We start from the raw sequence: 22,768 nt of genomic DNA on the forward strand, positions 1-22,768 counted from the left end.
CCACTGCCGAAAACCGATTAAATTCGGTGCGGGAAATATATCCGGGAGGGAGTTGGCCATGGGTGAATTCGCAGTCGTGACGGGAGGCAGCACCGGCATCGGGAGGCATCTCGTCTCCGCCTTTGCGGAAGCGGGCTACACGGTGGCGTTCAGCTACAGGCACGACGACGAAGCTGCGCAATCGCTCGTGGAAGCCATTGAGGAGGCTGGCGGTCAGGCGCTGGGGCTCGGCTGCGATGTCGGACGGCGCGTCGAGGTTGAAAGCTTTTTCGACGAGGTTTGCGACTGGTTCGGCGATGCGCCGGACGTGCTGGTCAACAATGCAGGCATCCAGACCTGGGCGCCCTTGCTGGAACTTTCCGAAGAGGGCTGGGACGATGTCATCCGCACCAATCTGAAAGGCTGTTTCCTCAATACGCAGGCCGCTGCCAAGCGCATGGTGGAGGCGGACAAGGACGGCGCCATCGTCAATATCGGCTCCGGCTGCAACAAGCTCGCTTTTCCCAGGCTCGTTTCCTACACGGCATCGAAGGGCGGGATAGAGCAGTTCACCAAGGCTTCGGCGGTGGAACTCGGGCCGCACGGTATCCGGGTGAATTGCGTTGCGCCGGGTGCGATCCTCAATGAGCGGACGGCGGAAGAGCAGCCCGACTATGCGGGCACCTGGGCGCGCATCACGCCGCTGCGAAGGGTGGGAACGCCGGAGGATGTTTCCGGCCCTGTCCTGTTCCTTGCGTCCGACGCGGCACGTTTTGTGACAGGCCAGACCATCTGGGTCGATGGCGGGGTCTTTTCGCAGGCCAACTGGCCGTATGAGGGATAGCGCGGTTTTGGTTCCAGTCTGCAACGGGCGCATTTTGCGCTCAGACGAAGAGGAAAAACCACCAGACCGGCGAAGATAAAAGCAGCGCCACAATTATCCAGACTATTCGCCATGCCGTGCGTTCAGTGCCCAAAAAGCCTGTCGCAACAATAGCTGCTGCACTCAGCACCGTTAGGGGCCAATAGATCGACAGCAAGGCAATTACGACTTGCCACCAATTCAATGAAAGCATGGTGTTTCCTGGATTGTCCGTTTTGGAACGGCGAGGTTGGCGGCTTTCTCCGGAAAACCGGCAGTCTTCACAAAGCCGATTTCGGTGGTGATCCCGACAGGAATCGAACCTGTGACCTACAGATTAGGAATCTGTCGCTCTATCCTACTGAGCTACGGGACCAACCGATGCGCATTCGCCGGTGATTCCGGCATCGTGAACGCTTTCAGACACATACTGTTTTTCAAGTCGGTCGCCAACCCCGCAAAAAGCGGGGCAGGCGGATTTATTCAGTTTCAGGCGGCAAGCGCCGTTTCCACCAATGATGCGAAATAGCTGACGCCATAGGGAATGGCGTCGTCGTTGAAGTCATAGGCCGGGTGGTGAAGGCCGGGCGTGTCGCCATTGCCGAGGAAGATATAGGCGCCGGGGCGCGCTTCCAGCATGTAGGAAAAATCTTCCGCCGCCATCATCGGCTCGACATTCTCGTTAACCTTGCCTTCGCCTGCAACCGAGCCTGCGACACGGGCGGCAAACTCCGTCTGCGCATCGTGGTTGAAGGTGACCGGATAATTGTTCTTGTAGCGCACGGTGATTTCAGCACCAGTGGCTGCTGCGATACCGGCGGCGGCTTCGCGGATGCGACGTTCGGCAAAGGCGCGGGTTTCCTTCTTGAGCGTGCGCACCGTGCCCGAAAGTGTCGCCTTTTCCGGGATCACATTATAAGCCTCGCCCGCGATGAACTTCGTCACCGAGATCACAAGCGAATCGAGCGGATCGGTATTGCGCGACACGATGCCCTGCAAGGCGATCATGAGCTGCGAACCGGCCAGGATCGGGTCGATGGTGCGGTGCGGCTGTGCCGCATGGCCGCCGCGCCCGCTGATGAAGAGATCGAATTCATCAGTCGCCGCCATGATCGGGCCTTTTCGCATCGCGAATTGTCCGACCGGCAGGCCCGGCATGTTGTGGACGCCATAGACTTCGGAAATGCTGAAACGGTCCATCACGCCGTCCTCGACCATGGCGAGGCCACCGGCGCCGCCTTCTTCGGCAGGCTGGAACAGAAGGGCCACCGAGCCGCGGAAATTGCGGGTCTCCGCCAGATATTGCGCCGCGCCGAGCAGCATGGAGGTGTGTCCGTCATGGCCGCAGGAATGCGCCTTGCCCGAATTTTGCGAGGCCCATTCCACGCCGCTCGTTTCGGTAATGGGCAGCGCATCCATGTCGGCGCGCAGGGCGATTGCCGGGCCGTCGCCGTGCCGTCCCTTTATGATGCCGACCACGCCGGTGCGGCCGACGCCGGTTTCCACATGATCGCAACCGAAGGATGTGAGCTTTTCGGCGACAAATTTTGCGGTTTCGTGCACGTCATAGAGAAGTTCGGGATTCTGGTGCAGTTTTCGCCGCCATGCGGCGATTTCCGCTTGCGATTCAACGGCACGATTCAGCACTGGCATTTTTGGATGACTCCCCGGATTGGGCCGGAATGGACATGATTTGATCCTGCAAGGATATGACGTTTCGGTGAAAGCGGGCAATCCCTGTTTGCCTTTTCATCGCCACATGGCATAGATAAAGAAATCGTTAATCTCCCATTATGGCGCAATTCGAATCCGCAGAAGTCGCAAGCCGTTTCGATTGGAACTACGGAATGATGTCGAAATCACTGAAAATCTGGTTTGCAGCTGCGGGCCTTTCCGCTGTCGCACTGACGTCGGCTGCGGCTAATCCCTCGATTGCAGTGGATGTGGCAACCGGCAAGGTCTATGCACAGCAGGATGCGTTCCAGCGCTGGTATCCCGCATCCCTGACCAAGATGATGACGGCCTATGTGGCATTCCGCGCGCTTCAGTCGGGGCAGATGACGCTCGAGTCGCCGGTGCGCATGACGGTCAATGCCGCCAAGGAGCCGCCGAGCAAGATGGGCTACAAGCCGGGATCGGTCATGACGCTCGATTCGGCGCTGAAGATCATGCTGGTGAAGTCGGCCAATGACGTTGCGGTCGCGGTTGCCGAAGCCGTGGGCGGCACCGAATCCGCCTTCGTGCAGCGCATGAATGCGGAAGCGCAGCGCATCGGCATGGTCGGTTCGCATTTCGCCAATCCGAACGGGCTGCACGATCCCCAGAATTACACGACGGCGCGCGATCTGGCGGTTCTGGCCGTACAGCTTCGCCGTGAATTTCCGCAATATGCGCATTATTTCGCGACCGAGGCGATCGATCCGGGCGCTGGCAAGAAAGTGCAGGCCAATTACAACATCCTGCTCGGCCGCTATGACGGTGCGGATGGCATGAAGACCGGCTTCGTCTGCGCATCCGGCTTCAATCTTGCAAGCTCGGCCACGCGCAATGGCCGCACCGTTCTGGCAATCGTTCTGGGCGCCGACCGGCAGGAAGCGCGCGCGGTTCAGGCCGCGCAGCTGATGACCGATGCTTTCCGCGCCAGTGCCGGCGGCGGGGCGACGCTGGCGACGCTGCGCCCGACGGGGGGCGGCAATCTCAATCAGGCCACCGATATGCGCAAGGCGATCTGCAGCCAGGAAGCGATGGCCGATCGCTGGGATGGCCGCGATGTCGAAGGCAAGCTGAAAATCAATTCGCCCTATATCCATGCGATGGATCGCGATCCGGTTCCGGTTCGCGTGGGTCTGGTGTCCGAACCGGGGCCGATCACCCGACCGAGCCAGCTCGATATTTCGCAGGTTCCGGTGCCGATGCCGCGTCCGCAGCGTTCGGCGGGCGCCACGACCACCGCGATCAACTGATATGCCAAATCCCATTCCCGTTTCCGTGCTGACCGGCTTTCTCGGTTCAGGCAAGACGACGCTCCTCAACCGGCTTCTGAAGGATCCGGCGCTCAGCGACACGGCAGTCATCATCAACGAGTTCGGCGAGGTCAGCATCGATCATCTGCTGGTCGAGCAGGCCAGCGAAGGCGTGATCGAGCTTGCAGACGGGTGCCTGTGCTGCACGGTGCGCGGCGAACTGGTGGATACGCTGGCCGATCTGATCGACCGGCTCCAGACCGGGCGCATCAAGGCGTTGAAGCGCGTCATCATCGAAACCACCGGTCTTGCTGATCCGGCGCCCGTGCTGCATTCGATCATGGGGCATCCGGTGCTCATGCAGGCTTTCAGGCTGGACGGGGTTCTGGCGACGGTGGATGCCGTCAACGGCATGGCGACGCTCGACAATCATGAGGAAGCCGTCAAACAGGCGGCGATGGCCGACCGCATCGTGCTCACCAAGACCGATCTGCCGGAAGCGCAGGCGGGACTGGCGGCGTTGACGGCGCGTCTTCGTGCGCTCAATCCCGGGGCGGACATTCTGGAAGCCGGTGAACAGCGCACAGGCTATGCGGCGCTTTTCGAATGCGGGCTCTATAATCCGGAAACGAAATCGGCGGATGTGCAGCGCTGGCTCAAGGCGGAAGCCTATGAGGATGCGCATCATGACCGTGATCATGTTTGCGGGCCGGAATGCGATCACGATCATCATCACCATGATCACCATCATAGCCACCATCACGGGGACACGCATCATCATCACCACGACGATGCGATCCGGTCCTTCTCACTGCGTCACGATGCGCCGATCCCGCTCTCGACCTTCGACATGTTCCTCGATCTTCTGCGGTCGACGCATGGGGAAAAGCTTTTGCGGGTGAAGGGCATCGTGCAGATTGCCGAAGACCCGGATCGTCCGGTGGTCATCCACGGGGTGCAGAAGATTTTCCATCCGCCTGCACGCCTGCCGCAGTGGCCGCAGGGCAAGCAAGAGACGCTTCTGGTGATGATCGTGAAGGATCTGCCGGAAACCTATGTGCGTGAGCTTTTCGATGCGTTTCTCGGACGTCCGGGCCTCGACCGGCCGGACCGGGCCGCGCTGACCGAAAATCCGCTGGCCATTCCGGGCTTTTCGCCCCGGAACTGATACTCACTTCCTGCGAATGAGAAAGCGGTGCAGCGGGCCTTCCCGCTCCTGCGTGATGAGGGCGTGGCCTTCCTGCGTGCAGAAATGCGGCACATCTATGCCTGACAGCGGATCGGTCGCTTCCACCCAGAGAAGCGCTCCGCTCGGCATTTTTTCCAGACGATTGCGGGTCTTCAAAACCGGAAGGGGGCATTTAAGCCCCCTCAGATCGTAGACAGGAATCTCCTCCTGCAAGGCGATCAATTCCCGATGATCTTCCACCATGGCTTCTTCGGTTCGGCGGCTGCGACAGGTGCCGCCTGTTCGACATTCTGCGCCACCGTGCTGGCGGTCGTCATTGACGAGATCTGGGGTGAGACTTGCTGTGAAGCCTGTGGGGCAGCAGCCTGCGCTGCTGCCGGGTTGGGCTGCAGTGCGGGCACGGCTGCGGTCTGCGTCGCGGGCTGCGCCGGAACGGCGACCGGTTGCGGCGTTGCAGCAATGGCTGTCGGCTGCACGGACGGCGTTGCCGGGCGAATGTCGGGCGCACGAATGTCGGGCGCACCGGCCTTTTCAGCCGAAGCAGGCGTAAGCGACGGCGGTTCGCGCGTTACCTTTTCGCCGCGCGCGCGGGCCGCAGACCATGCGGAGACGAGCTTGGCTTCGGCAATGCCCTGAATGGACGGTGCCGGTGCCTTCTGCGCAGCGCTGAAAGCGGACTGATAGGTCTTTTCATAAGACGCATAGGACATGGCCTCGCCGCCAACCGAGGGCGGGCAGGCGTCGGTCGGCGAAAGGGGCTGGCCGTCCGGCGTCGATACGTTGAACACGTAGCGCTTCTCGCAGACGTCGACCTTCGGCGGAACCTTGGTGGTCTCGAAGGCGTCATAGCCCTGCTTCAGCATCTTCCAGAACGAATAATTCGGATCGCTCTTGTAGCGCGCCATGTTGGCGGCGGTCATGCGGAACGGAAACGCCTGAATCTGGAAGTCGCGCTGGCCGCCCTTGAAGGCGTCGCGACCGAAGGCGTAGATCTCGGCGACCTGCTCGTCGGTCATCGAATAGCAGCCCGACGAGGAACATGCGCCATGCACCATCAGGTGCTGGCCGGTGCGGCCATTGGCGCGGTCATAGGCGTTGGGAAAGCCGATGTTGAAAGCCAGGTAATAATTCGAGTTGGGGTTCATCTGGGCGGGACGGACGGTGTAGAAACCTTCCGGCGCCTGACGGTCGCCCTCGATATATTTCGGGCCGAGCTTGCCCGACCATTTGCAGATTTCGTAGGAAGCGATCTGGTCGTATTTGCCGTTGTTCTTCTGCTTCCAGACTTCGAGCACGCCTTCTTCCTTGAAGATGCGCACCATGATCGGCGAGGTGCGGGTCATGCCCTTCGCCTTCATCTTGGCAACGACCTTTTCGGGAAGCGGCTTTTCGGCCCGCAGACTGAGGTCGGATACGGACGAACCCTGACAGCCCGCAAGAAGCGTGGTTGCCAGTAAGGAGCCTAGAATTGCGGTTCTGATCTTCATGTCGCATCAAGTCTGTTAGAGCTACGCCAGAGACTTTATGAGCAAAAGTCGATTTCCTGAAGGTCCGATCCTATAAATGAAACCTTACGGTATCGTTTATAAATCCTTGCCCAGATAGCTAAAACCCGGCGCGTCGGCAATATGGCCGAATTTGCAGCTTGATGCAAATGCGGGAGGCGCCTGGCCTCCCGTACGGTTTTTCACTTTGTCTTGAACCGCGCATCCTGTCCCGAAAACCGCGCCGAGTTTGCGGGGATGCGCGCCAATTCCCGGCGAAAATCAGATATTGCGGCCGATTTCGAGGAACTTCTGGCGGCGCTCCTGCTTCAGCGTTTCGCCGTCGATATCCTTCATCGAACGCAGCGATGCGGTGATGATGTCGCCGGTGGCGTCGATCACGGCTTCCTTGCCGCGATGCGCGCCGCCCATCGGTTCGGGAATGATGCCGTCGATGACCTTGAGGTCGAACAGGTCCTGCGCGGTGATGCGCATGTTGGAAGCGGCATCCTTGGCGCGGGTCGAATCATGCCAGAGGATCGAGGCCGCACCTTCGGGCGAAATCACCGAATAGATCGAATGCTCGAGCATGTAGACGCGGTTTGCGACGGCGATTGCAATCGCGCCGCCGGAGCCGCCTTCACCGATGATGATGGAGATGACCGGAACGCGCAGCTTGAGGCACTCCGCCGTCGAGCGGGCGATGGCTTCCGCCTGGCCGCGTTCCTCGGCGCTGACGCCGGGATAGGCACCCGCAGTATCCACGAAGGTGATGAGCGGCAACTGGAAGCGGTCGGCCATTTCCATGATGCGGACGGCCTTGCGGTAGCCTTCCGGGCGGGCCGAGCCGAAATTGTGCTTGAGGCGGGTCTTGGTGTCGGAACCCTTTTCCTGCCCGATGATGGCGACGGGCTGACCGTTGAAGCGGCCGAAACCGGCCTGGAGGGCTTCGTCATTGGCGAACTTGCGGTCGCCGGCAAGCGGCGTGAATTCGGTGAACAGCCGGTCGATATATTCCAGGCAGTGCGGGCGGTCCGGATGGCGGGCGATCTGCGCCTTCTGCCACGGGGTCAGCTTGCGATAGATGTCCTTCAGCGCATCCGCCGAACGCTTCTCGAGGCGACGAATCTCGTCGCTCATCTCGACGCTGCCCTGTTCCTGCGCGAGCTTCTTCAGCTCGAGAATCTGGCCTTCAAGGTCGGCGACGGGTTTTTCAAAATCGAGATAATTGTACATCGGGCCTGACTGTTCGTGCGTTTTACAAAGGGACGTGCCGCTCTATGACCAGCCTGAAAAAGGCTGTTTTACGGCGCCTTACATATTCACTACTGGCTCATCTTGCAAATTTTCGGTTTTCTCATAACCGTAGAGCGGCTAATCGGCAAGCGGATGATGCTCGCTGACAAGCTTATGCAGTCTTTCCTCAAGCACATGCGTATAGATTTGCGTCGTTGAAATGTCGGCATGGCCGAGCAATTGCTGCACGGTGCGCAGGTCAGCGCCGTTCTGCAGCAGGTGGCTGGCAAAGGCGTGGCGAAGCACGTGCGGCGAGACGGCAGAGGCCGACAATCCCGCGCGCGCGGCAAGGCCCTTCAACTCGCGGGCAAAAACCTGGCGCGCCAGATGGCCGCTTTCGGAGAATGCCGGGAACAGCCAGGGATTGTCATCGCTGCCGGGCAGGGAATCCCGCAAAGCGAGAAAGCGCTGCAAGGCTTCCCGCGCCTTGGGCGAAAGCGGAACCATGCGTTCCTTGGAACCCTTGCCGCGCACCAGCAGAAAACGGTGATCGGTGCGGGCGACGGTGACGGGCAGGCCGACGAGTTCCGAGACGCGAAGCCCCGTCGCATAAAGCGTTTCGAGTAGCGCATGAAGGCGCAAGGCCCGGAGCCGGTCGGAAGTGCGATCAGCCGGTTCGCCGGGCTCACCGGCTTCAAGCACTGCCCGGTCGAGAAGCCGCGTGACGTTTTCGACGCTCATGATCTTCGGCAGCGGCTTTTGCTTTTTCGGCGCATCGACGGTGCCGGTCGGATCGTCTTGCCGGTAGCCTTCCGAATAGAGAAAGCGGAAGAATTGGCGCAGCGCGGACAGGCGCCTTGCCTGCGAGGTGGCGGCAAAACCTTCCGCGGCCATGGCATCGATGGCGCTGCGGACATGGTCCGCGCCGGCTTCGGCAAGATTGACGCCGCGCGCCGCCATGGCTTCCGCCACCGCTTCAAGGTCGCGCCGGTAGGATTCAAGCGTATTGCGGGCAGCACCCCGTTCGGCGCTCATCATTTCCAGAAAGTTTTCGATCGCCAGCGATGCGCGCATCCTCACTCCTGCGGTGCCTGGGGCGGTTCGGGGGCCGTGTCGGCAGTTTCCGCCGGATCGGGCGTGGCCACGGGAGGCGCAATCGTCACCGGCTTCAGCTTCGAGGCCGGTATTTCGACGGTGATCTCGCGCGTGTCGGGCTCCACGAAATTGGCAAGCGCGTACATCGCGCCATAGACGATGGCGGCGACCAGAGCGAGAAAAAGGACAAGGCGCGTCAGCGTTGGCATGCATCACTTATGCTGCGGCATTTGGACGAAAGCAAGGACGGCGACGAAGGGAACCCGCGCGCCCCATCTTGCAAAAAAGCCGTGCTTGCGGCCGCGCGCGCCTCCAAAACCAATCAAAGCAATTGACGTCGAACCGTTTTTCATGTGGAACCGGAACAAATGGACGAGGACAATGAGCAGCACGGCAAAACAAAACAATCTACATGAGAAAGCGGAACTGATCCGCGATCTGCTCGGTTCGAAAGTCGTGGTGCTTGTGGGGCTGATGGGCGCGGGCAAATCCACCGTCGGACGCAAGGCGGCGAGCCTTCTCGGCCTGCCGTTTCGCGATGCCGATACGGAGATCGAAGCGGTTTCGCGCATGACCGTCCCCGAACTGTTCGAAGCCTATGGCGAAGTCGAGTTCCGCGATCTCGAACGCCGCGTCATCATGCGCCTGCTCGAAGACGGGCCGATGGTTCTGGCAACCGGCGGCGGAGCCTATATGAACGCCGAAACGCGCGCGGCAATCGCGCGTGCAGGCGTTTCCATCTGGCTCAATGCGGAAATCGATATTCTGATGGAGCGCGTATCGCGCCGCCAGAACCGCCCGCTTTTGAAAAACAGCGATCCGCGCGGTGTCATGCTGCGGCTGATGAACGAGCGTTATCCGGTCTATGCGCTGGCCGATCTCCAGCTGATGACGCGGGACGACAAGAAGGAAGTGATCGCCGCCGAACTGCTCGATGTTCTGGCCGGTCATCTCGAAGGATTAGAGGCTTAACGGCTGCCTGCCTCGCTATATGTATCGGAGACTATGCATGAACGCGCCTTCCATCGCCGGTGTCACCACCGTTCCCGTGTCGCTCGGCGACCGTTCCTACGACATACTGATCGGCAAGGGGCTGGTTGACCGGGCGGGCGAAGAACTGGCGAAGCGATTGAAAGGCGTGCGCGTGGCGGTGGTGACGGACGAGAATGTCGCCAGGGCGCATCTGGAGCGGCTCACCGAAAGCTTCGTCAGGGCCGGCATCGATGTAACGCCGGTGATCGTTGCGCCGGGCGAGAAATCCAAGTCATTCGGCACGCTTGAAACGGTCACCAATGCCGTGCTGGCGGCGCGGCTGGAACGCGGCGATGCGGTCGTGGCGTTTGGCGGCGGCGTGGTTGGCGACCTATCCGGTTTCGTTGCCGGTATCGTTCGGCGCGGCATGAATTTCGTGCAGATGCCGACCTCGCTCCTGTCGCAGGTCGATTCCTCGGTCGGCGGCAAGACGGGGATCAACACGGCGCACGGCAAGAACCTCGTCGGCGTCTTCTATCAGCCGCAACTGGTTCTGGCCGATACGGAAGTCCTCGATACGCTGAGCCCGCGTGAGTTTCGCGCGGGTTATGCGGAGGTCGCGAAATATGGCCTGATCGACCGCCCTGACTTCTTCGAATGGCTGGAACGGAACTGGCAGGAGGTTTTCTCCGGCGGCGCGGCGCGGACGGAAGCCATCGCCGAATCCTGCCGCTGCAAGGCGGCTGTCGTTGCGCGCGACGAGCGCGAGACTGGCGACCGGGCGCTGCTCAATCTCGGCCATACGTTTGGCCACGCGCTGGAAACGGCGACGGGCTACGATTCAGCCCGCCTCGTGCATGGCGAAGGTGTTGCCATCGGCATGGCGCTGGCCCATCGCTTCTCCGTCAAGATGAATCTGTGCGGCATCGAGGATGCGGAGCGCGTCGAGAGGCATCTGAAAGCCGTCGGCCTGCCATACCGCCTGTCGGACGTACCGGGCGGCTTGCCGTCTGCGGAAAAACTGATGGATTATATTGCACAGGACAAGAAAGTGGCGCGCGGCGCGCTCACCTTCATCCTGACACGCGGTATCGGCCAGTCCTTCATTGCCAAGGATGTGCCGCCGGCAGCCGTGCTGGAATTTTTGAAAGACCGTCTGGTGGACTGAATTCGACATTTGAATGCCGCCTGAATGCGATGCTGTTTCAAAGGTCAAATTCGAAAATCCACTAGATACGAAGCAAGAGGACAAGGCGAATGGCTTTCGAGCTCTGGGTTCTGTGCGGCATTATCCTGCTCTGCGTCATTCTTTCCGGATTCTTTTCAGGCTCCGAAACGGCGCTGACGGCGGCGTCGCGGGCCAGAATGCTCACGCTCGAGCATAATGGCGACGAGCGCGCGGGACTGGTCCAGCGGCTCATCAGCCGTCGCGACCGCTTGATCGGCGTGCTTCTGATCGGCAACAACCTCGCCAATATTCTGGCCTCCTCGATTGCCACCAGCATTTTCCTCAACCTGTTCGGCGATGCGGGCGTCGCCTATGCGACGCTCGCGATGACGGTCATTCTGGTCATCTTCGCTGAAGTGCTGCCGAAATCCTGGGCGATCTCCGGTCCCGACCGGTTTTCGCTTGTCGTTGCGCGCAGCGTTTCGCTGGTGGTGCTGATCCTCGGGCCGGTCTCTGCCGCAGTGAACTGGATCGTGCGCGCGATCCTGAGGCTCTGCGGCGTCAATCTTGCCGCAGGCCGGTCCATGTTGAGCCCGCAGGAGGAATTGCGCGGCGCGGTCGAGGTGCTGCATCGCGACAAGTCGCTCATCAAGGAAGACCGCGACCAGCTTGGCGGCCTTCTCGACCTCAAGGAGCTGGAAGTCAGCGATGTGATGGTGCACCGGACCTCGATGGGCACCGTCAATGCCGATGCCGCGGCGGAAGAGATCGTGCGCGATATTCTGGCCAGCCCGCACACGCGCATGCCGCTCTGGCGCGACGATATCGACAATATCGTCGGCATCATCCACACCAAGGACCTGTTGCGCGCACTTTACGACGTCGACAATGATTTCACCCGCATCGACATCATGAAGGTCGCGCGCAAGCCGTGGTTCGTGCCCGACACGACGACATTGCAGGACCAGCTCGACGCTTTTCTCCGCCGCAAGGCGCATATCGCCATCGTTGTCGACGAATATGGCGATGTGCAGGGCCTGGTGACGCTCGAGGATATCCTGGAGGAAATCGTCGGCGATATTGCCGACGAGCACGATATCGACATGCAGGGCGTTCGCCTGCAGCCGGACGGTTCGGTGATCGTCGATGGTTCGCTGCCGATTCGCGATATCAACCGCGCGCTCGACTGGCACCTGCCGGATGAGGAGGCGACCACAATCGCCGGGCTGGTCATTCATGAGACGCAGACGATCCCGGAAGTGAAGCAGGCCTTCACCTTTTACGGGAAACGCTTTTCTGTGCTCAAGAAGGAAAGGAACCGCCTGACGCGGTTGCGCATCGTGCCGCTCGACGCCGATGGAAAACCGGCCCCCATCGTTGCGGCGGTGCCGCGCCGATAGAACAGATGGCGGCAGAAAGACGGTAATAACAAATATTACTAATAAACGCTGGTCGTGCTCTATTTAAGCATAGAATATTTCATTTGAAATATCGCCGGATTTATGTATTACTGAGGTTGTATTGCGGCGGGCATGTTCATCTATAAGCATGTGATGCCGTTCATTGTAGATAGCTTATGTTCTGATACGAAAACTGCGGAGAAATTTCATATCGCATGCTTTATAATGAGATAGATACAGCCTTCTCTATTTGTGCCAACATCGGATGCTATTCTGAAATTGCTTTTCTCCGCGAAGTTCGATCGATTTGATCGCATGGCATTGGATGCATAGCAAAAGCGCCCGAAAGGGCGCTTTGCATGTTTTGGGGCGGGCTCTGGATAGCCTGCTTCCTGATAGGGCTCAGCGAAGTTGCCCTCCCGGTCCCGGCTGCTAGGCACAGCCGAAGGGTCCGGCTCCAGAGTATTTCCGTTTCGATTGAATCGCGGAGATGCTCCATCCGTCCGGTTTGCGCCTGGCTTTACCCGAACGATTTCCGCTTTCGGAAGACATGCTCTTTCCGAAAAAATCTTCAGCGGCGCGTTGCTTCACCGGGGGCGGAAGGCTCAAGCGCCAGCGCGTGGACGCCGCTCTCCAGTTCGTCCTTCAACAGCGCGTTGATGGCGCGGTGGCGCTCGATGCGACTCATTCCGGCAAAGGCGTCGGCAACGATGCGGATGCGGAAATGTGTTTCGCCGGTGCCGTCATAGACTTCATGATGACCGCGATCCTCATGGTGATGGCCGGCGTGGAGGTGGCTTTCGTTAATGACTTCAAGGCGCTGGGGAGCGAAAGCCGTGGTCAGTTTCGCTTCCATCGCGCTTTGTTTGCTATTGTGAATGGACATTTGAGCCACTTCTCCCCATATAGACGCTGTGCCTCATATAACGCTGCTTCGGCGGCAAAAGGTGGGGCAAATCCGCACAGGAAAGCACTCCGCTTCAAAATTTCGCCCAGTTGAAATGGCCAAAAGCCCGACCGGACGAAATGTCAATTCTTGTTCAGCAACTGATAATCCGCATAATTCGATTCGATGACAACGAACTCAAAATTTTTCGACAGTATCCGCATCAAGCCCAAGAAGACCGCGGAAGCGAAGTCTTCAGCACCCTGCTGCCAGTGGGATGGTTGCGACAAGCCGGGCACGCATCGCGCGCCTGTGGGGCGGATGCGTGAAGGCGAATATTTCCGCTTCTGCATCGACCATGTGCGGGAATATAACAAGAATTTCAATTACTTCTCCGGTCTTTCCGATGGCGACATCGCGAAATTCCAGAAGGATGCGATCACCGGCCACCGCCCAACCTGGTCGACGACGGCGAATTCCACCGCCAAGGCGCGCACCTCGCCCGACGTGGCCAAGATGCGGTCAGGTTCGGCCTCCTATCACAACCGCATCCGCGATCCCTTCAATCTTTTCAAGGAAGCGAAGGGGCATGCGCCGGGACAGAAGGCGCAGCGCAAACCCCGCACGCTGGAAATAAAGGCGCTGGCCACCCTCGGTCTTGAACCAAATTCGACTGGCGATAAGATCAAGGCGCGCTATAAAGAGTTGGTAAAGCAGCACCATCCGGATGCGAATGGTGGTGATCGCGGATCGGAAGAGAGATTTCGCGATGTTATTCAGGCTTATCAATTGCTCAAGCAGGCAGGTTTTTGCTAAAGCCTGTTTGGGACTGAAAGCTGACTATGGAGCGGTCGCCGACGGCTCCGACGGACATTCTTCTGCCGCGCCAAGGCGTGGATGCAAGCACGGATGCCCGCAACGAATTACGGAAGGGGCATACCGTCCGGCGCGCCGGAAAAACATGCCCGCGGATGAAAGTTGCCGGTCGGCAGCTTGCCGGTATTAATTCGCGGCCGGTCGCTGCCTGCCGCTCTGGAGGCATGATGAACAAGGTTGAGCGGGATATAGCCAATTTGCCGGATACGACGGTTTCGGTGCGCGAAGTGTTCGGGATCGATTCCGACATGACGGTGCCGGCTTATGCGGCAGGCGATTCCTATGTGCCGGAGCTTGATCCGGATTATCTTTTCGACCGTCAGACGACGCTCGCGATCCTCGCAGGCTTTGCCTATAACCGTCGCGTGATGGTTTCCGGCTATCACGGCACCGGCAAGTCGACCCATATCGAGCAGGTCGCGGCCCGCCTCAACTGGCCTTGCGTGCGCGTCAACCTCGACAGCCATGTCAGCCGTATCGATCTCGTCGGCAAGGACGCCATCGTGGTCAAGGAAGGCGTACAGGTCACCGAATTCAAGGACGGCATCCTGCCCTGGGCCTATCAGCACAATGTAGCGCTGGTGTTCGACGAATACGACGCCGGCCGCCCGGACGTGATGTTCGTCATCCAGCGCGTTCTGGAATCCTCGGGCCGCCTGACGCTTCTCGACCAGAGCCGCGTCATCCGTCCGCACCCGGCTTTCCGCCTGTTCGCGACCGCCAACACCGTCGGTCTCGGCGACACGACCGGCCTTTATCACGGCACCCAGCAGATCAACCAGGCGCAGATGGACCGCTGGTCCATCGTGACGACGCTGAACTATCTGCCGCACGACAATGAAGTGAACATCGTTCTCGCCAAGGCCAAGCATTACCAGAATGCCGAAGGCCGCGAGATCGTGAACAAGATGGTGCGCGTGGCCGACATGACCCGCCAGGCTTTCATCAATGGCGATCTCTCGACCGTCATGAGCCCGCGCACGGTCATCACCTGGGCCGAAAATGCCGCGATCTTCAACGATGTCGGCTTTGCATTCCGCCTGACCTTCCTCAACAAGTGCGACGAGCTGGAACGCGCGACCGTGGCTGAGTTCTATCAGCGTGCTTTCGGCGTTGAACTGCCGGAATCGGCGGCCAATATCGTTCTCGCTTGATGCGGAGGAAGCCTGCCGCCCGATAATCCGGCGGCAGTGCACTGTCTGGTGCGGGGGCGATGAGCTTCGCCCTTGCTTGAAAGCGAAGTCAGGATAGGCATATGTCGGGCCAGAAGTCAGGAATAGGCGATAATTCGCGCGAGCGTAAACCGGGACCGGTGGATTCCGAACCGTTCAAGCGTGCGATAACGGCTTGCGTCCGCGCCATTTCCGGCGAGCATGAGCTGGAAGTGGCGTTTACCAACGACCGTCCGGCCTTGAGCGCCAATCGTGCCCGCCTTCCCGACCTGCCGAAACGTCCAACCGCGCATGATATTGCCGTCACGCGCGGCCTTGGCGATTCCATGGCGCTGCGTCAGGCGCGCCATAACCCACGCATTCATGCGAGCCTCGCTCCGGAAGGAAAGCAGGCGCGCGCCATTTTCGATGCGGTCGAACAGGCGCGTGTTGAAGCCATCGGCGCGCGCGCCATGGCGGGCATGGCGGACAATCTTTCCACCATGCTTGCGGATAAATATTCGAAAGCCAATTTCTCCACCGTCACCGAGAGGGAAGATGCGCCGCTCGAGGAAGCCGTGTCGCTTCTTCTGCGTGAGAAGCTGACCGGGCGGGCCGCACCGGCGGAAGCAGGGCAGGTGCTGGAGCTGTGGCGCGACTGGATCGAACAGAAGGCTGCGGCCGACATTGCGCGGCTCGGCGACAATCTCGAAGACCAGCAGGCCTTTGCGCGCACGGTGCGCGACATGCTCGCTTCCATGGACATGGCGGAAGAGCTGTCGCAGGAAGAACCGAGCGACGAGGAAGAACAGAACGACGAACAGACGCCGGATTCCGACGAGAACGAGGAAGGCGGCGACGAAAGTCAGGAAGGTTCCGATTCGGCTGAAAGCGAGGAATCCGACAGTTCGAGCGATGAAGGCGAGCAGGGCGAAATGGATGCCGCCGACGCTTCCGCCGACGACATGGACGACAGCGAGGATATCGACGCGGAAACGCCGGGCGATACGCGCCGTCCGAACCAGCCTTTCGCCAATTTTGCCGAGCATGTCGATTACAAGGTCTTCACGCGCGAGTTCGATGAAGAGGTCGAAGCGACCGATCTTTGCGACGAGGCGGAACTCGATCGTCTGCGCGGTTTCCTCGACAAGCAGCTTGCCAATCTGCAGGGCGTGGTGGGGCGTCTCGCCAACCGCCTGCAGCGCCGCCTGATGGCGCAGCAGAACCGCTCGTGGGATTTCGATCTGGAAGAGGGCTATCTCGATTCGGCGCGTCTGGTGCGTATCGTCATCGATCCGACGCAGCCGCTTTCCTACAAGCAGGAGCGCGATACGGATTTCCGCGATACGGTTGTCACGCTGGTGCTGGACAATTCCGGCTCCATGCGCGGTCGCCCGATCACGGTTGCCGCGACCTGCGCGGATATTCTCGCCCGCACGCTGGAGCGTTGCGGCGTGAAGGTGGAAATTCTGGGCTTCACCACCAAGGCGTGGAAGGGCGGCCAGTCGCGCGAAGCGTGGCTTGGACGCGGCAAGCCCGCCAATCCGGGTCGCCTCAACGATCTGCGCCACATCGTCTACAAGAGCGCCGATGCGCCCTGGCGGCGCGCCCGGCGCAATCTCGGCCTGATGATGCGCGAAGGGCTGCTGAAGGAAAACATCGACGGCGAGGCGCTGATCTGGGCGCATCAGCGCCTGCTTGGACGGCCTGAACAGCGCAAGATCCTGATGATGATTTCGGATGGCGCGCCGGTCGACGACTCGACGCTTTCCGTCAATCCCGGCAACTATCTGGAGAGGCACCTGCGCGCCGTGATCGAGGAAATCGAAACGCGTTCGCCGGTGGAACTGATCGCCATCGGCATCGGCCATGACGTCACGCGCTATTATCAGCGCGCCGTCACCATCGTCGATGCGGAAGAACTGGCTGGCGCCATGACCGAACAGCTTGCCTCGCTTTTCGAGGAGCAGGGGGCTGCGGCTCCGGCCAAGGGCAGGCGCCGGGCTGGCAGAAGGTAAAGCAAAGGACGCTTGAAGTTTATTTTGATGCATTTCCGAACGCAAAGGCGCTTCACGCTTTTGCTGGAAATGCTTCAAGCGCCCTTGGTCATGCCTCTTCCGCCGTTGTCCGGCTTGGCGCATAAAGCGACGGGGCGAAGACGGCGAGGATTGCCCCATAGGGGATCAGCATAAGCGTCCCCATGATGACCTTCACAAAGAAGTCGCCAAAAGCCAGCGACGCCCAGAGCGGCACGCCGAGGCCGAGGAAGGACGCCGGTTCGGCAAGGGACGAATCGGGCATTCCCGTGAGCGTGTCGATCCACGCAAATCCGGCTGCGAAGGCAATCGAGAAGAACAGGACCGTATCGAGCACGGAGCCGAACATGGCGGCGGCAAAGGGCGCCTTCCACCAGGTCTTGCGGCGCAGGCGGTCGAAGACGGTGATGTCCATCAGCTGTGCGAAAAGAAAGGCCGAGCCCGAGGCAATCGCGATGCGCGGGGTTGCCAGCCAGATCGACATGACGACGCCCAGCACGAAACCGGCATAGACCACCTTGCGTGCGGCGGCAGGGCCGAAGCGGCGATTCGTCAGGTCATTGACCAGAAAGGCGACAGGATAGGTGAAGGCCCCGTAGGTCAGAACTTCACCGAGGCCGAAATGCTGGAACGGATACTGGACGAGAATATTCGACGCGGCAACCGCCACGCACATGGCCAGTATCGCTGGCATAAGCCGGGAAAAAGAGGGTGTCTCGATTGACATTTTTTTATCCTGGGTGATGGAACCAGCAAAAAAGGCCGACGAGAGCCGGCCTTTTTTGTCAAATCATTTGGCCGAAAGCTTAGGCAGCGACTGCTTCAGCCTGCTTCTTTGCGATCTGACGCTTCAGCAGGCGAGCGCGCTGCGACAGTTCCTTGTCGTCGGACTTGACGAGGAACGCATCCAGACCGCCGCGATGTTCGACCGAACGCAGGGCGTTGGCGGAAACGCGAAGACGATAGCTCTGGCCGAGGGTTTCGGACATCAGCGTAACATTGCAGAGGTTCGGCAGAAAGCGGCGACGCGTCTTGTTGTTCGCGTGGCTGACATTGTTGCCGTACTGGACCGACTTGCCGGTCAATTCACAAGCGCGGGACATTTTGGTCTCACCTTCAATTACGTTCTTCAGGCCCCGACCCGAATGTCCGAATTCAAGCAATCAACGCAGTTTGATGCTGCTGGCGCGCGATCTCGGACAGGCGGCCTATTGGGAAAGTCGCGTTTCTATAGTGACAGCAGCCGTTGCAGTCAAGTGAGATTCCGTATCCATCGCGCAAAGACGCGGTTTTCCGGCTTCCGAACGGTCTTCACGAAAGCTTGCAATCATAACTTCGCCGGTTTTGCCTGTTGCACAGATACTGTATCGAAGAATCCCACGCAACTTTCTGGCGGTCCAATGTGGTTGAAAACCTTCATTGGAAAAGCAGGCGAAAGGAATGCCGAGTATGATCGAACCGTCGCATGTGTTGAAGCCCGTCCGGCACCGGCTGGCGCAGTATGGTGTGGCGGCTGCGGCAGGACTGGCCTTCGCGGGCCTGAGCTTGGGGGCAATGACGATGGCCAGCGGCCCGGCCCGGGCCGATGATCTTTACCGGACGGAATACGATATTTCCATTTTCGGGCTTTCCATTGCGCGGTCCGCCATAGAAACCACGGTCAATGGCGCGAATTACAACCTCAATGGCCGTTTCCTGACCTCCGGTCTGGCGCGGGTGTTCGACGATACGGACGGCACCGTGCACGTTACCGGCAGCGCCGTCGGCGGCAAGGTCGTGCCGAAGAGCTTTGATCTGGCCTACAAGCATGGCCGCAAGAACAAGAGCACCACGATCCGCTTCGCCAATGGCAATGTCGTCGCGGCGGAAAACCAGCCTCCGGTGAAAAAGCGCGACCCCTGGGTGGAAACATCGCCGCAGGACCTGCTGAATGTCAGCGATCCGCTGAGCGCCCTCATGATTCCGGCGAAGAATGGCCGGGCAGTCTGCGATCGTTCGCTGAGCGTCTTCGACGGCCAGACGCGGGCCGAGATCAGGCTTTCCTTCAACGGCACCGAATCGTTCACGACCGATGGCTTTACCGGCGAATCGGTCATCTGCTCGGCGAAGTTCATTCCGATTTCCGGTTATCAGAAGGGCAAGAAGGCCATCGATTACCTGAGCAATCGCAGCCGGATGACGATTTCCTTCGCATCGCTCGGCAATTCGGGCATCTATGCGCCAGTCGTGGCACGGATCGGCACCCAGATCGGCACGCTCAAGATCCAGGCGACCCGTTTTTCAAAGGTGAACTGACCGTCAGCCAGAGCATTTCCTGTTTCTCATGAAGCGTTGGAAATGCTCTGTCTTTTGTTTTATCGCGCATCTCATCTGATCGAAGCAGGATCAGAAATCGGTCCAGTGGACTAATTTCCCTTTTCGGGATGCGCTCGAGTTCCGATTAATGCTTCGGGTGCACGCATTCCTCGTGGTTTCCGAGAATCTCGATCACGCGGCACTGGTCGATGCGGCCATGCGCGGTGCATTCCAGCATGCGCTGCAACTCCGTCTTGAGCGAAAGCAGTTTTGCGATGCGATGCTCCACATCGCTGAGGCGCGCGCGTGCAATGGCGTCGGCCGCCGCGCATGACTGGTCGGGATTGTCCTGAAGATCGAGAAGCGTGCGGATCGCATCCACCTCGAACCCCAGATCGCGCGCATGTCGGATGAAGAGAAGCCGTTGGATGTCGCTCCGGTCATAGAGGCGGCGATTGCCGTCACTGCGCGGCGGGGAAGGCAGCAGGCCGATCTGCTCGTAATAACGGATGGTCGGCACTTTGACGCCGCTCGCCTTCGATGCTTCGCCGATGGGCACATTCGAGATCATTTTCCGCTTGCTCCTCTAGTCACTAGAGGATGTAGACCTTGCTCAAGACAATTCAAGAGCAGTCCTGAAAAGAGCAGATCATGAGTGAAACACTGAACCAGATTCGCTTTCGCATCGACGGTATGGATTGCGCGTCCTGCGCGGCCAAGATTGAAACTGCCGTGCGGCGCGTGCGCGGGATCAAGGATGTCTCCGTTTCGGTTGCGGGAGGCACGATGACCGTCAGCCATGATGGAACGGGCGATCTCGACAAGATTGCCGCCAAGGTTCGCAGTCTCGGATATGGCGCGGAGGCGGTCGCCTCGGAAAAAGCCCCGGCAAAGGGCGAACATTCGCACGATCATTCTGAGCATGACCATGACCACGACCACGGGGCGTGTGGCGGTAACCACGATCACCACGATCATGCGCATGATCACGGGCATGAGCACGATCATGACGGCCACAGCGAGATTGCGGCAACGCCGGACAGTCTGCGCTTTCGGGTCGACGGCATGGATTGCGCATCCTGCGCGGCCAAGATCGATACCGCCGTGCGCCGCCTGCCCGGCGTGACGGATGTGTCTGTCTCCGTGACCAATGGCGCGATGAACGTCAATCATGACGGGACGGCAAAGAGCGATGAAATCGCCGCCAGGGTGACGGCTCTGGGCTACAGGACCACGCTTGCCGACACCGCTGCCGCTGCCAGCGGCGGCAGGGCTGCGCCCAAGGCAAGCGCGCCTGCAAAACCGCTGCCGTGGTGGCGCTCGAAGAAAGGCCAGATGATGCTGGCCTGCGGCGGCGGGCTGGTCGCCGCCTATATAGCCGGGCATCTCTACCCGGCGATCGAGCTGTGGGCTTTCACCGCGGCGATGCTGATCGGTCTCGTGCCGATTGCCAGGCGCGCCTATATGGCGGCCATCAACGGTACGCCGTTTTCCATCGAGATGCTGATGACGATTGCCGCCATAGGCGCAATGTTCATTGGCGCGACCGAGGAAGCGGCAGCCGTCGTGTTTCTGTTCCTGGTCGGTGAGCTTCTGGAAGGGGTGGCCGCCGGAAAGGCGCGCGCCAGTATCCAGTCGCTCACCGCGCTGGTGCCGAAGACTGCGTTTCTCGAGAAAAACGGGACGACTTCGGAAGTTGCGGCTGACAGTCTCGCGGTTGGCGATGTGATTTCCGTGCGGCCCGGCGACCGCATGCCTGCCGATGGTGAAATCCTGACGGGTGAAAGCGCGGTCGATGAAGCGCCCGTCACCGGTGAAAGCACGCCGGTCGGGAAGGCTGAAGGCGACACGGTTTTTGCCGGCACGATCAATGGCGACGGCGTGCTGCGGGTCCGGGTCACGGCTGCCGCGCAGGATAACACCATCGCCCGCGTCGTGCGGCTGGTCGAGGAAGCGCAGGAAGCAAAGGCGCCGACCGAGCGTTTCATCAATCGTTTTTCGACCTATTACACGCCGGGCGTGGTCGTGGTGGCGGCGCTTGTCGCCATCCTGCCGCCGCTTCTTGCGGGCGGCGACTGGAACGAATGGATCTACAAGGGACTTGCGATCCTCCTGATCGGTTGCCCCTGCGCGCTGGTCATTTCCACGCCTGCGGCAATTGCAGCCGCGCTCTCGTCGGGCGCCCGGCGCGGTCTTCTGATGAAGGGCGGCGCGGTGCTGGAAACCATCGGCAAGATCACGGCGGCCTGCTTCGACAAGACCGGCACGCTGACCGAAGGCAAGCCGAAGGTGACCGATGTGCTGGCGGGCGACCTGCCCGAGGATGAAGTGCTGCGTCTTGCCGCGTCGCTGGATGCGGGCTCAAGCCATCCGCTGGCGCTGGCCATTGTCGGTGCCGCAGAACAGCGCGGCCTGAAACTTGCCCCCGTGGCGGGAGGAAAGGCCCATGGCGGCAAGGGCGTGTCGGGCATGGTGGGCGAGAAGGACCTGTTTCTGGGTTCGCGCCGCGCCGCCAATGATATTTCAGCCATTCCGGATGCGCTGGCGAACCGCATTGCCGCCTGCAACGACGAAGGCAAGACGGTTTCCGTGCTGGTTGCCAATGGCAGGATCGCCGGTGCGATCGCCATGCGCGACGAACCGCGCGCCGATGCCATTGCCGGCTTGCGGGAGTTGAAGGCGGCCAACATCCGCACCCTCATGCTGACCGGCGACAATCGCCGCACGGCGGAAGCCATCGGGCGCGATCTGGGGATCGAGGTGCGGGCCGAGCTTCTGCCGGAAGACAAGCAGCGCATCGTCGGCGAATTGCGCAAGGAAGGTCTGATCGTCGCCAAGATTGGCGACGGCATCAACGACGCGCCAGCGCTTGCCGCCGCCGATGTCGGCATCGCCATGGGCGGCGGCACCGATGTGGCGCTGGAAACGGCGGACGCCGCCGTCCTGCACGGCCGGGTTGGCGATGTGGAGGAAATGGTCGACCTTTCCAAGCGGACCATGCGCAATATCCATCAGAATATTGCCATAGCGCTTGGATTGAAGGCTGTCTTTCTGGTGACCACGGTGCTGGGCATCACCGGCCTCTGGCCCGCCATTCTGGCCGATACGGGCGCGACCGTTCTTGTGACGATCAACGCATTGCGGCTTTTGAGGCAACCTGTGCGGTAAAATAGAGC

General features: G+C 60.3%; 22 protein-coding genes and 1 tRNA gene. 11 read left to right on the plus strand and 12 right to left on the minus strand.

The window, feature by feature from the left end; genetic code table 11:
• Positions 1-58 precede the first annotated feature (58 nt).
• Positions 59-823, plus strand: a complete 765-nt coding sequence (locus JNC63_RS14305) for an SDR family NAD(P)-dependent oxidoreductase (protein ID WP_063619785.1) — start codon at positions 59-61, stop codon at positions 821-823.
• Positions 824-863: 40 nt separating this feature from the next.
• Here JNC63_RS14305 and JNC63_RS14310 read toward each other — a convergent pair whose 3' ends face one another.
• From JNC63_RS14310 to JNC63_RS14320, 3 genes are all read right to left on the minus strand, one after another.
• Positions 864-1,055: a hypothetical protein gene (locus JNC63_RS14310; RefSeq protein ID WP_025089899.1), complete on the minus strand. Its 192-nt coding sequence runs from the start codon at positions 1,053-1,055 to the stop codon at positions 864-866.
• 85 nt (positions 1,056-1,140) lie between these two features.
• A tRNA-Arg gene (locus tag JNC63_RS14315) sits at positions 1,141-1,217 on the minus strand.
• Between the two features lie 113 nt (positions 1,218-1,330).
• Positions 1,331-2,494 (minus strand): M20 aminoacylase family protein, encoded by a 1,164-nt coding sequence (locus tag JNC63_RS14320; protein ID WP_063619784.1) that lies wholly within the window; start codon positions 2,492-2,494, stop codon positions 1,331-1,333.
• 194 nt (positions 2,495-2,688) lie between these two features.
• Here JNC63_RS14320 and JNC63_RS14325 point away from each other — a divergent pair, with 194 nt between their 5' ends.
• Entirely contained in the window at positions 2,689-3,804 is a 1,116-nt protein-coding gene (locus JNC63_RS14325) for a D-alanyl-D-alanine carboxypeptidase family protein (RefSeq protein WP_025089901.1), read from the plus strand.
• A gap of 1 nt (position 3,805) precedes the next feature.
• Positions 3,806-4,972: a CobW family GTP-binding protein gene (locus JNC63_RS14330; RefSeq protein ID WP_063619783.1), complete on the plus strand. Its 1,167-nt coding sequence runs from the start codon at positions 3,806-3,808 to the stop codon at positions 4,970-4,972.
• A gap of 3 nt (positions 4,973-4,975) precedes the next feature.
• On the opposite strand, the gene JNC63_RS14335 is transcribed toward JNC63_RS14330, so the two are convergent.
• The 5 genes from JNC63_RS14335 to JNC63_RS14355 form a co-directional block, all read right to left on the minus strand.
• Positions 4,976-5,233 (minus strand): sulfurtransferase TusA family protein, encoded by a 258-nt coding sequence (locus JNC63_RS14335; protein WP_006470981.1) that lies wholly within the window; start codon positions 5,231-5,233, stop codon positions 4,976-4,978.
• A complete protein-coding gene (locus JNC63_RS14340) occupies positions 5,212-6,480 on the minus strand; it encodes a L,D-transpeptidase family protein (protein ID WP_063619782.1) in 1,269 nt (422 codons plus the stop codon). Before JNC63_RS14340 ends, JNC63_RS14335 begins: the two co-directional genes overlap by 22 nt.
• A gap of 279 nt (positions 6,481-6,759) precedes the next feature.
• Positions 6,760-7,713 (minus strand): acetyl-CoA carboxylase carboxyltransferase subunit alpha, encoded by a 954-nt coding sequence (locus tag JNC63_RS14345; protein WP_006468015.1) that lies wholly within the window; start codon positions 7,711-7,713, stop codon positions 6,760-6,762.
• 138 nt (positions 7,714-7,851) lie between these two features.
• Positions 7,852-8,787 carry a site-specific tyrosine recombinase XerD gene (gene xerD, locus JNC63_RS14350; protein WP_063619781.1) on the minus strand — a complete coding sequence of 312 codons (936 nt, stop codon included), beginning with the start codon at positions 8,785-8,787 and terminating at the stop codon, positions 7,852-7,854.
• A 2-nt stretch (positions 8,788-8,789) separates the two neighbouring features.
• Entirely contained in the window at positions 8,790-9,017 is a 228-nt protein-coding gene (locus JNC63_RS14355; protein ID WP_021587506.1) for a hypothetical protein, read from the minus strand.
• A gap of 172 nt (positions 9,018-9,189) precedes the next feature.
• Between JNC63_RS14355 and JNC63_RS14360 the strand changes: the two genes are divergently transcribed.
• The 3 genes from JNC63_RS14360 (at position 9,190) to JNC63_RS14370 (ending at position 12,348) form a co-directional block, all read left to right on the plus strand.
• Complete coding sequence (locus tag JNC63_RS14360) at positions 9,190-9,780, plus strand: shikimate kinase (protein WP_006470979.1); 591 nt, start codon at positions 9,190-9,192, stop codon at positions 9,778-9,780.
• 37 nt (positions 9,781-9,817) lie between these two features.
• Positions 9,818-10,948, plus strand: coding sequence for a 3-dehydroquinate synthase (gene aroB, locus JNC63_RS14365; protein ID WP_063881787.1), 1,131 nt, complete (start codon positions 9,818-9,820; stop codon positions 10,946-10,948).
• 89 nt (positions 10,949-11,037) lie between these two features.
• On the plus strand, positions 11,038-12,348 hold the full coding sequence (locus tag JNC63_RS14370; RefSeq protein WP_006468010.1) for an HlyC/CorC family transporter: 1,311 nt from the start codon (positions 11,038-11,040) through the stop codon (positions 12,346-12,348).
• A gap of 571 nt (positions 12,349-12,919) precedes the next feature.
• Here the strand turns inward: JNC63_RS14370 and JNC63_RS14375 are convergent.
• Entirely contained in the window at positions 12,920-13,234 is a 315-nt protein-coding gene (locus JNC63_RS14375; protein ID WP_063619779.1) for a BolA family protein, read from the minus strand.
• 186 nt (positions 13,235-13,420) lie between these two features.
• Between JNC63_RS14375 and JNC63_RS14380 the strand changes: the two genes are divergently transcribed.
• From JNC63_RS14380 to cobT, 3 genes are all read left to right on the plus strand, one after another.
• Positions 13,421-14,050, plus strand: a complete 630-nt coding sequence (locus JNC63_RS14380) for a J domain-containing protein (protein ID WP_006470976.1) — start codon at positions 13,421-13,423, stop codon at positions 14,048-14,050.
• A 227-nt stretch (positions 14,051-14,277) separates the two neighbouring features.
• The gene (gene cobS, locus JNC63_RS14385) at positions 14,278-15,264 is read left to right on the plus strand and encodes a cobaltochelatase subunit CobS (protein WP_006470975.1); all 987 of its coding nucleotides are present in this window, start codon (positions 14,278-14,280) and stop codon (positions 15,262-15,264) included.
• Positions 15,265-15,365: 101 nt separating this feature from the next.
• Complete coding sequence (cobT, locus tag JNC63_RS14390; protein ID WP_063619778.1) at positions 15,366-17,279, plus strand: cobaltochelatase subunit CobT; 1,914 nt, start codon at positions 15,366-15,368, stop codon at positions 17,277-17,279.
• Between the two features lie 88 nt (positions 17,280-17,367).
• Here cobT and JNC63_RS14395 read toward each other — a convergent pair whose 3' ends face one another.
• Both JNC63_RS14395 and rpmB read right to left on the minus strand, forming a co-directional pair.
• A complete protein-coding gene (locus JNC63_RS14395) occupies positions 17,368-18,024 on the minus strand; it encodes a queuosine precursor transporter (protein WP_025089910.1) in 657 nt (218 codons plus the stop codon).
• A gap of 79 nt (positions 18,025-18,103) precedes the next feature.
• Positions 18,104-18,400, minus strand: coding sequence for a 50S ribosomal protein L28 (rpmB, locus tag JNC63_RS14400; protein ID WP_006470974.1), 297 nt, complete (start codon positions 18,398-18,400; stop codon positions 18,104-18,106).
• A gap of 346 nt (positions 18,401-18,746) precedes the next feature.
• On the opposite strand from rpmB, the gene JNC63_RS14405 reads away from it, so the two are divergent.
• Positions 18,747-19,592, plus strand: coding sequence for a DUF3108 domain-containing protein (locus JNC63_RS14405; RefSeq protein ID WP_063619777.1), 846 nt, complete (start codon positions 18,747-18,749; stop codon positions 19,590-19,592).
• 145 nt (positions 19,593-19,737) lie between these two features.
• On the opposite strand, the gene JNC63_RS14410 is transcribed toward JNC63_RS14405, so the two are convergent.
• Positions 19,738-20,160, minus strand: coding sequence for a MerR family transcriptional regulator (locus JNC63_RS14410; RefSeq protein WP_374846449.1), 423 nt, complete (start codon positions 20,158-20,160; stop codon positions 19,738-19,740).
• 83 nt (positions 20,161-20,243) lie between these two features.
• Here JNC63_RS14410 and JNC63_RS14415 point away from each other — a divergent pair, with 83 nt between their 5' ends.
• Complete coding sequence (locus JNC63_RS14415; protein ID WP_063619775.1) at positions 20,244-22,760, plus strand: heavy metal translocating P-type ATPase; 2,517 nt, start codon at positions 20,244-20,246, stop codon at positions 22,758-22,760.
• Positions 22,761-22,768: the final 8 nt, after the last annotated feature.

The organism is Brucella ciceri, assembly GCF_041930145.1.
In the GTDB taxonomy this organism is placed as follows: domain Bacteria; phylum Pseudomonadota; class Alphaproteobacteria; order Rhizobiales; family Rhizobiaceae; genus Brucella; species Brucella intermedia.

Excerpts from the sequence above, each read along its gene's own strand:
- JNC63_RS14305 (WP_063619785.1), top strand. The coding sequence starts at position 59 with ATGGGTGAATTCGCAGTCGTGACGGGAGGCAGCACCGGCATCGGGAGG.
- JNC63_RS14310 (WP_025089899.1), bottom strand. The coding sequence starts at position 1,055 with ATGCTTTCATTGAATTGGTGGCAAGTCGTAATTGCCTTGCTGTCGATC.
- JNC63_RS14320 (WP_063619784.1), bottom strand. The coding sequence starts at position 2,494 with ATGCCAGTGCTGAATCGTGCCGTTGAATCGCAAGCGGAAATCGCCGCA.
- JNC63_RS14325 (WP_025089901.1), top strand. The coding sequence starts at position 2,689 with ATGATGTCGAAATCACTGAAAATCTGGTTTGCAGCTGCGGGCCTTTCC.
- JNC63_RS14330 (WP_063619783.1), top strand. The coding sequence starts at position 3,806 with ATGCCAAATCCCATTCCCGTTTCCGTGCTGACCGGCTTTCTCGGTTCA.
- JNC63_RS14340 (WP_063619782.1), bottom strand. The coding sequence starts at position 6,480 with ATGAAGATCAGAACCGCAATTCTAGGCTCCTTACTGGCAACCACGCTT.
- JNC63_RS14345 (WP_006468015.1), bottom strand. The coding sequence starts at position 7,713 with ATGTACAATTATCTCGATTTTGAAAAACCCGTCGCCGACCTTGAAGGC.
- xerD (WP_063619781.1), bottom strand. The coding sequence starts at position 8,787 with ATGCGCGCATCGCTGGCGATCGAAAACTTTCTGGAAATGATGAGCGCC.
- JNC63_RS14355 (WP_021587506.1), bottom strand. The coding sequence starts at position 9,017 with ATGCCAACGCTGACGCGCCTTGTCCTTTTTCTCGCTCTGGTCGCCGCC.
- JNC63_RS14360 (WP_006470979.1), top strand. The coding sequence starts at position 9,190 with ATGAGCAGCACGGCAAAACAAAACAATCTACATGAGAAAGCGGAACTG.
- aroB (WP_063881787.1), top strand. The coding sequence starts at position 9,818 with ATGAACGCGCCTTCCATCGCCGGTGTCACCACCGTTCCCGTGTCGCTC.
- JNC63_RS14370 (WP_006468010.1), top strand. The coding sequence starts at position 11,038 with ATGGCTTTCGAGCTCTGGGTTCTGTGCGGCATTATCCTGCTCTGCGTC.
- JNC63_RS14375 (WP_063619779.1), bottom strand. The coding sequence starts at position 13,234 with ATGTCCATTCACAATAGCAAACAAAGCGCGATGGAAGCGAAACTGACC.
- JNC63_RS14380 (WP_006470976.1), top strand. The coding sequence starts at position 13,421 with ATGACAACGAACTCAAAATTTTTCGACAGTATCCGCATCAAGCCCAAG.
- cobS (WP_006470975.1), top strand. The coding sequence starts at position 14,278 with ATGAACAAGGTTGAGCGGGATATAGCCAATTTGCCGGATACGACGGTT.
- cobT (WP_063619778.1), top strand. The coding sequence starts at position 15,366 with ATGTCGGGCCAGAAGTCAGGAATAGGCGATAATTCGCGCGAGCGTAAA.
- JNC63_RS14395 (WP_025089910.1), bottom strand. The coding sequence starts at position 18,024 with ATGTCAATCGAGACACCCTCTTTTTCCCGGCTTATGCCAGCGATACTG.
- rpmB (WP_006470974.1), bottom strand. The coding sequence starts at position 18,400 with ATGTCCCGCGCTTGTGAATTGACCGGCAAGTCGGTCCAGTACGGCAAC.
- JNC63_RS14405 (WP_063619777.1), top strand. The coding sequence starts at position 18,747 with ATGATCGAACCGTCGCATGTGTTGAAGCCCGTCCGGCACCGGCTGGCG.
- JNC63_RS14415 (WP_063619775.1), top strand. The coding sequence starts at position 20,244 with ATGAGTGAAACACTGAACCAGATTCGCTTTCGCATCGACGGTATGGAT.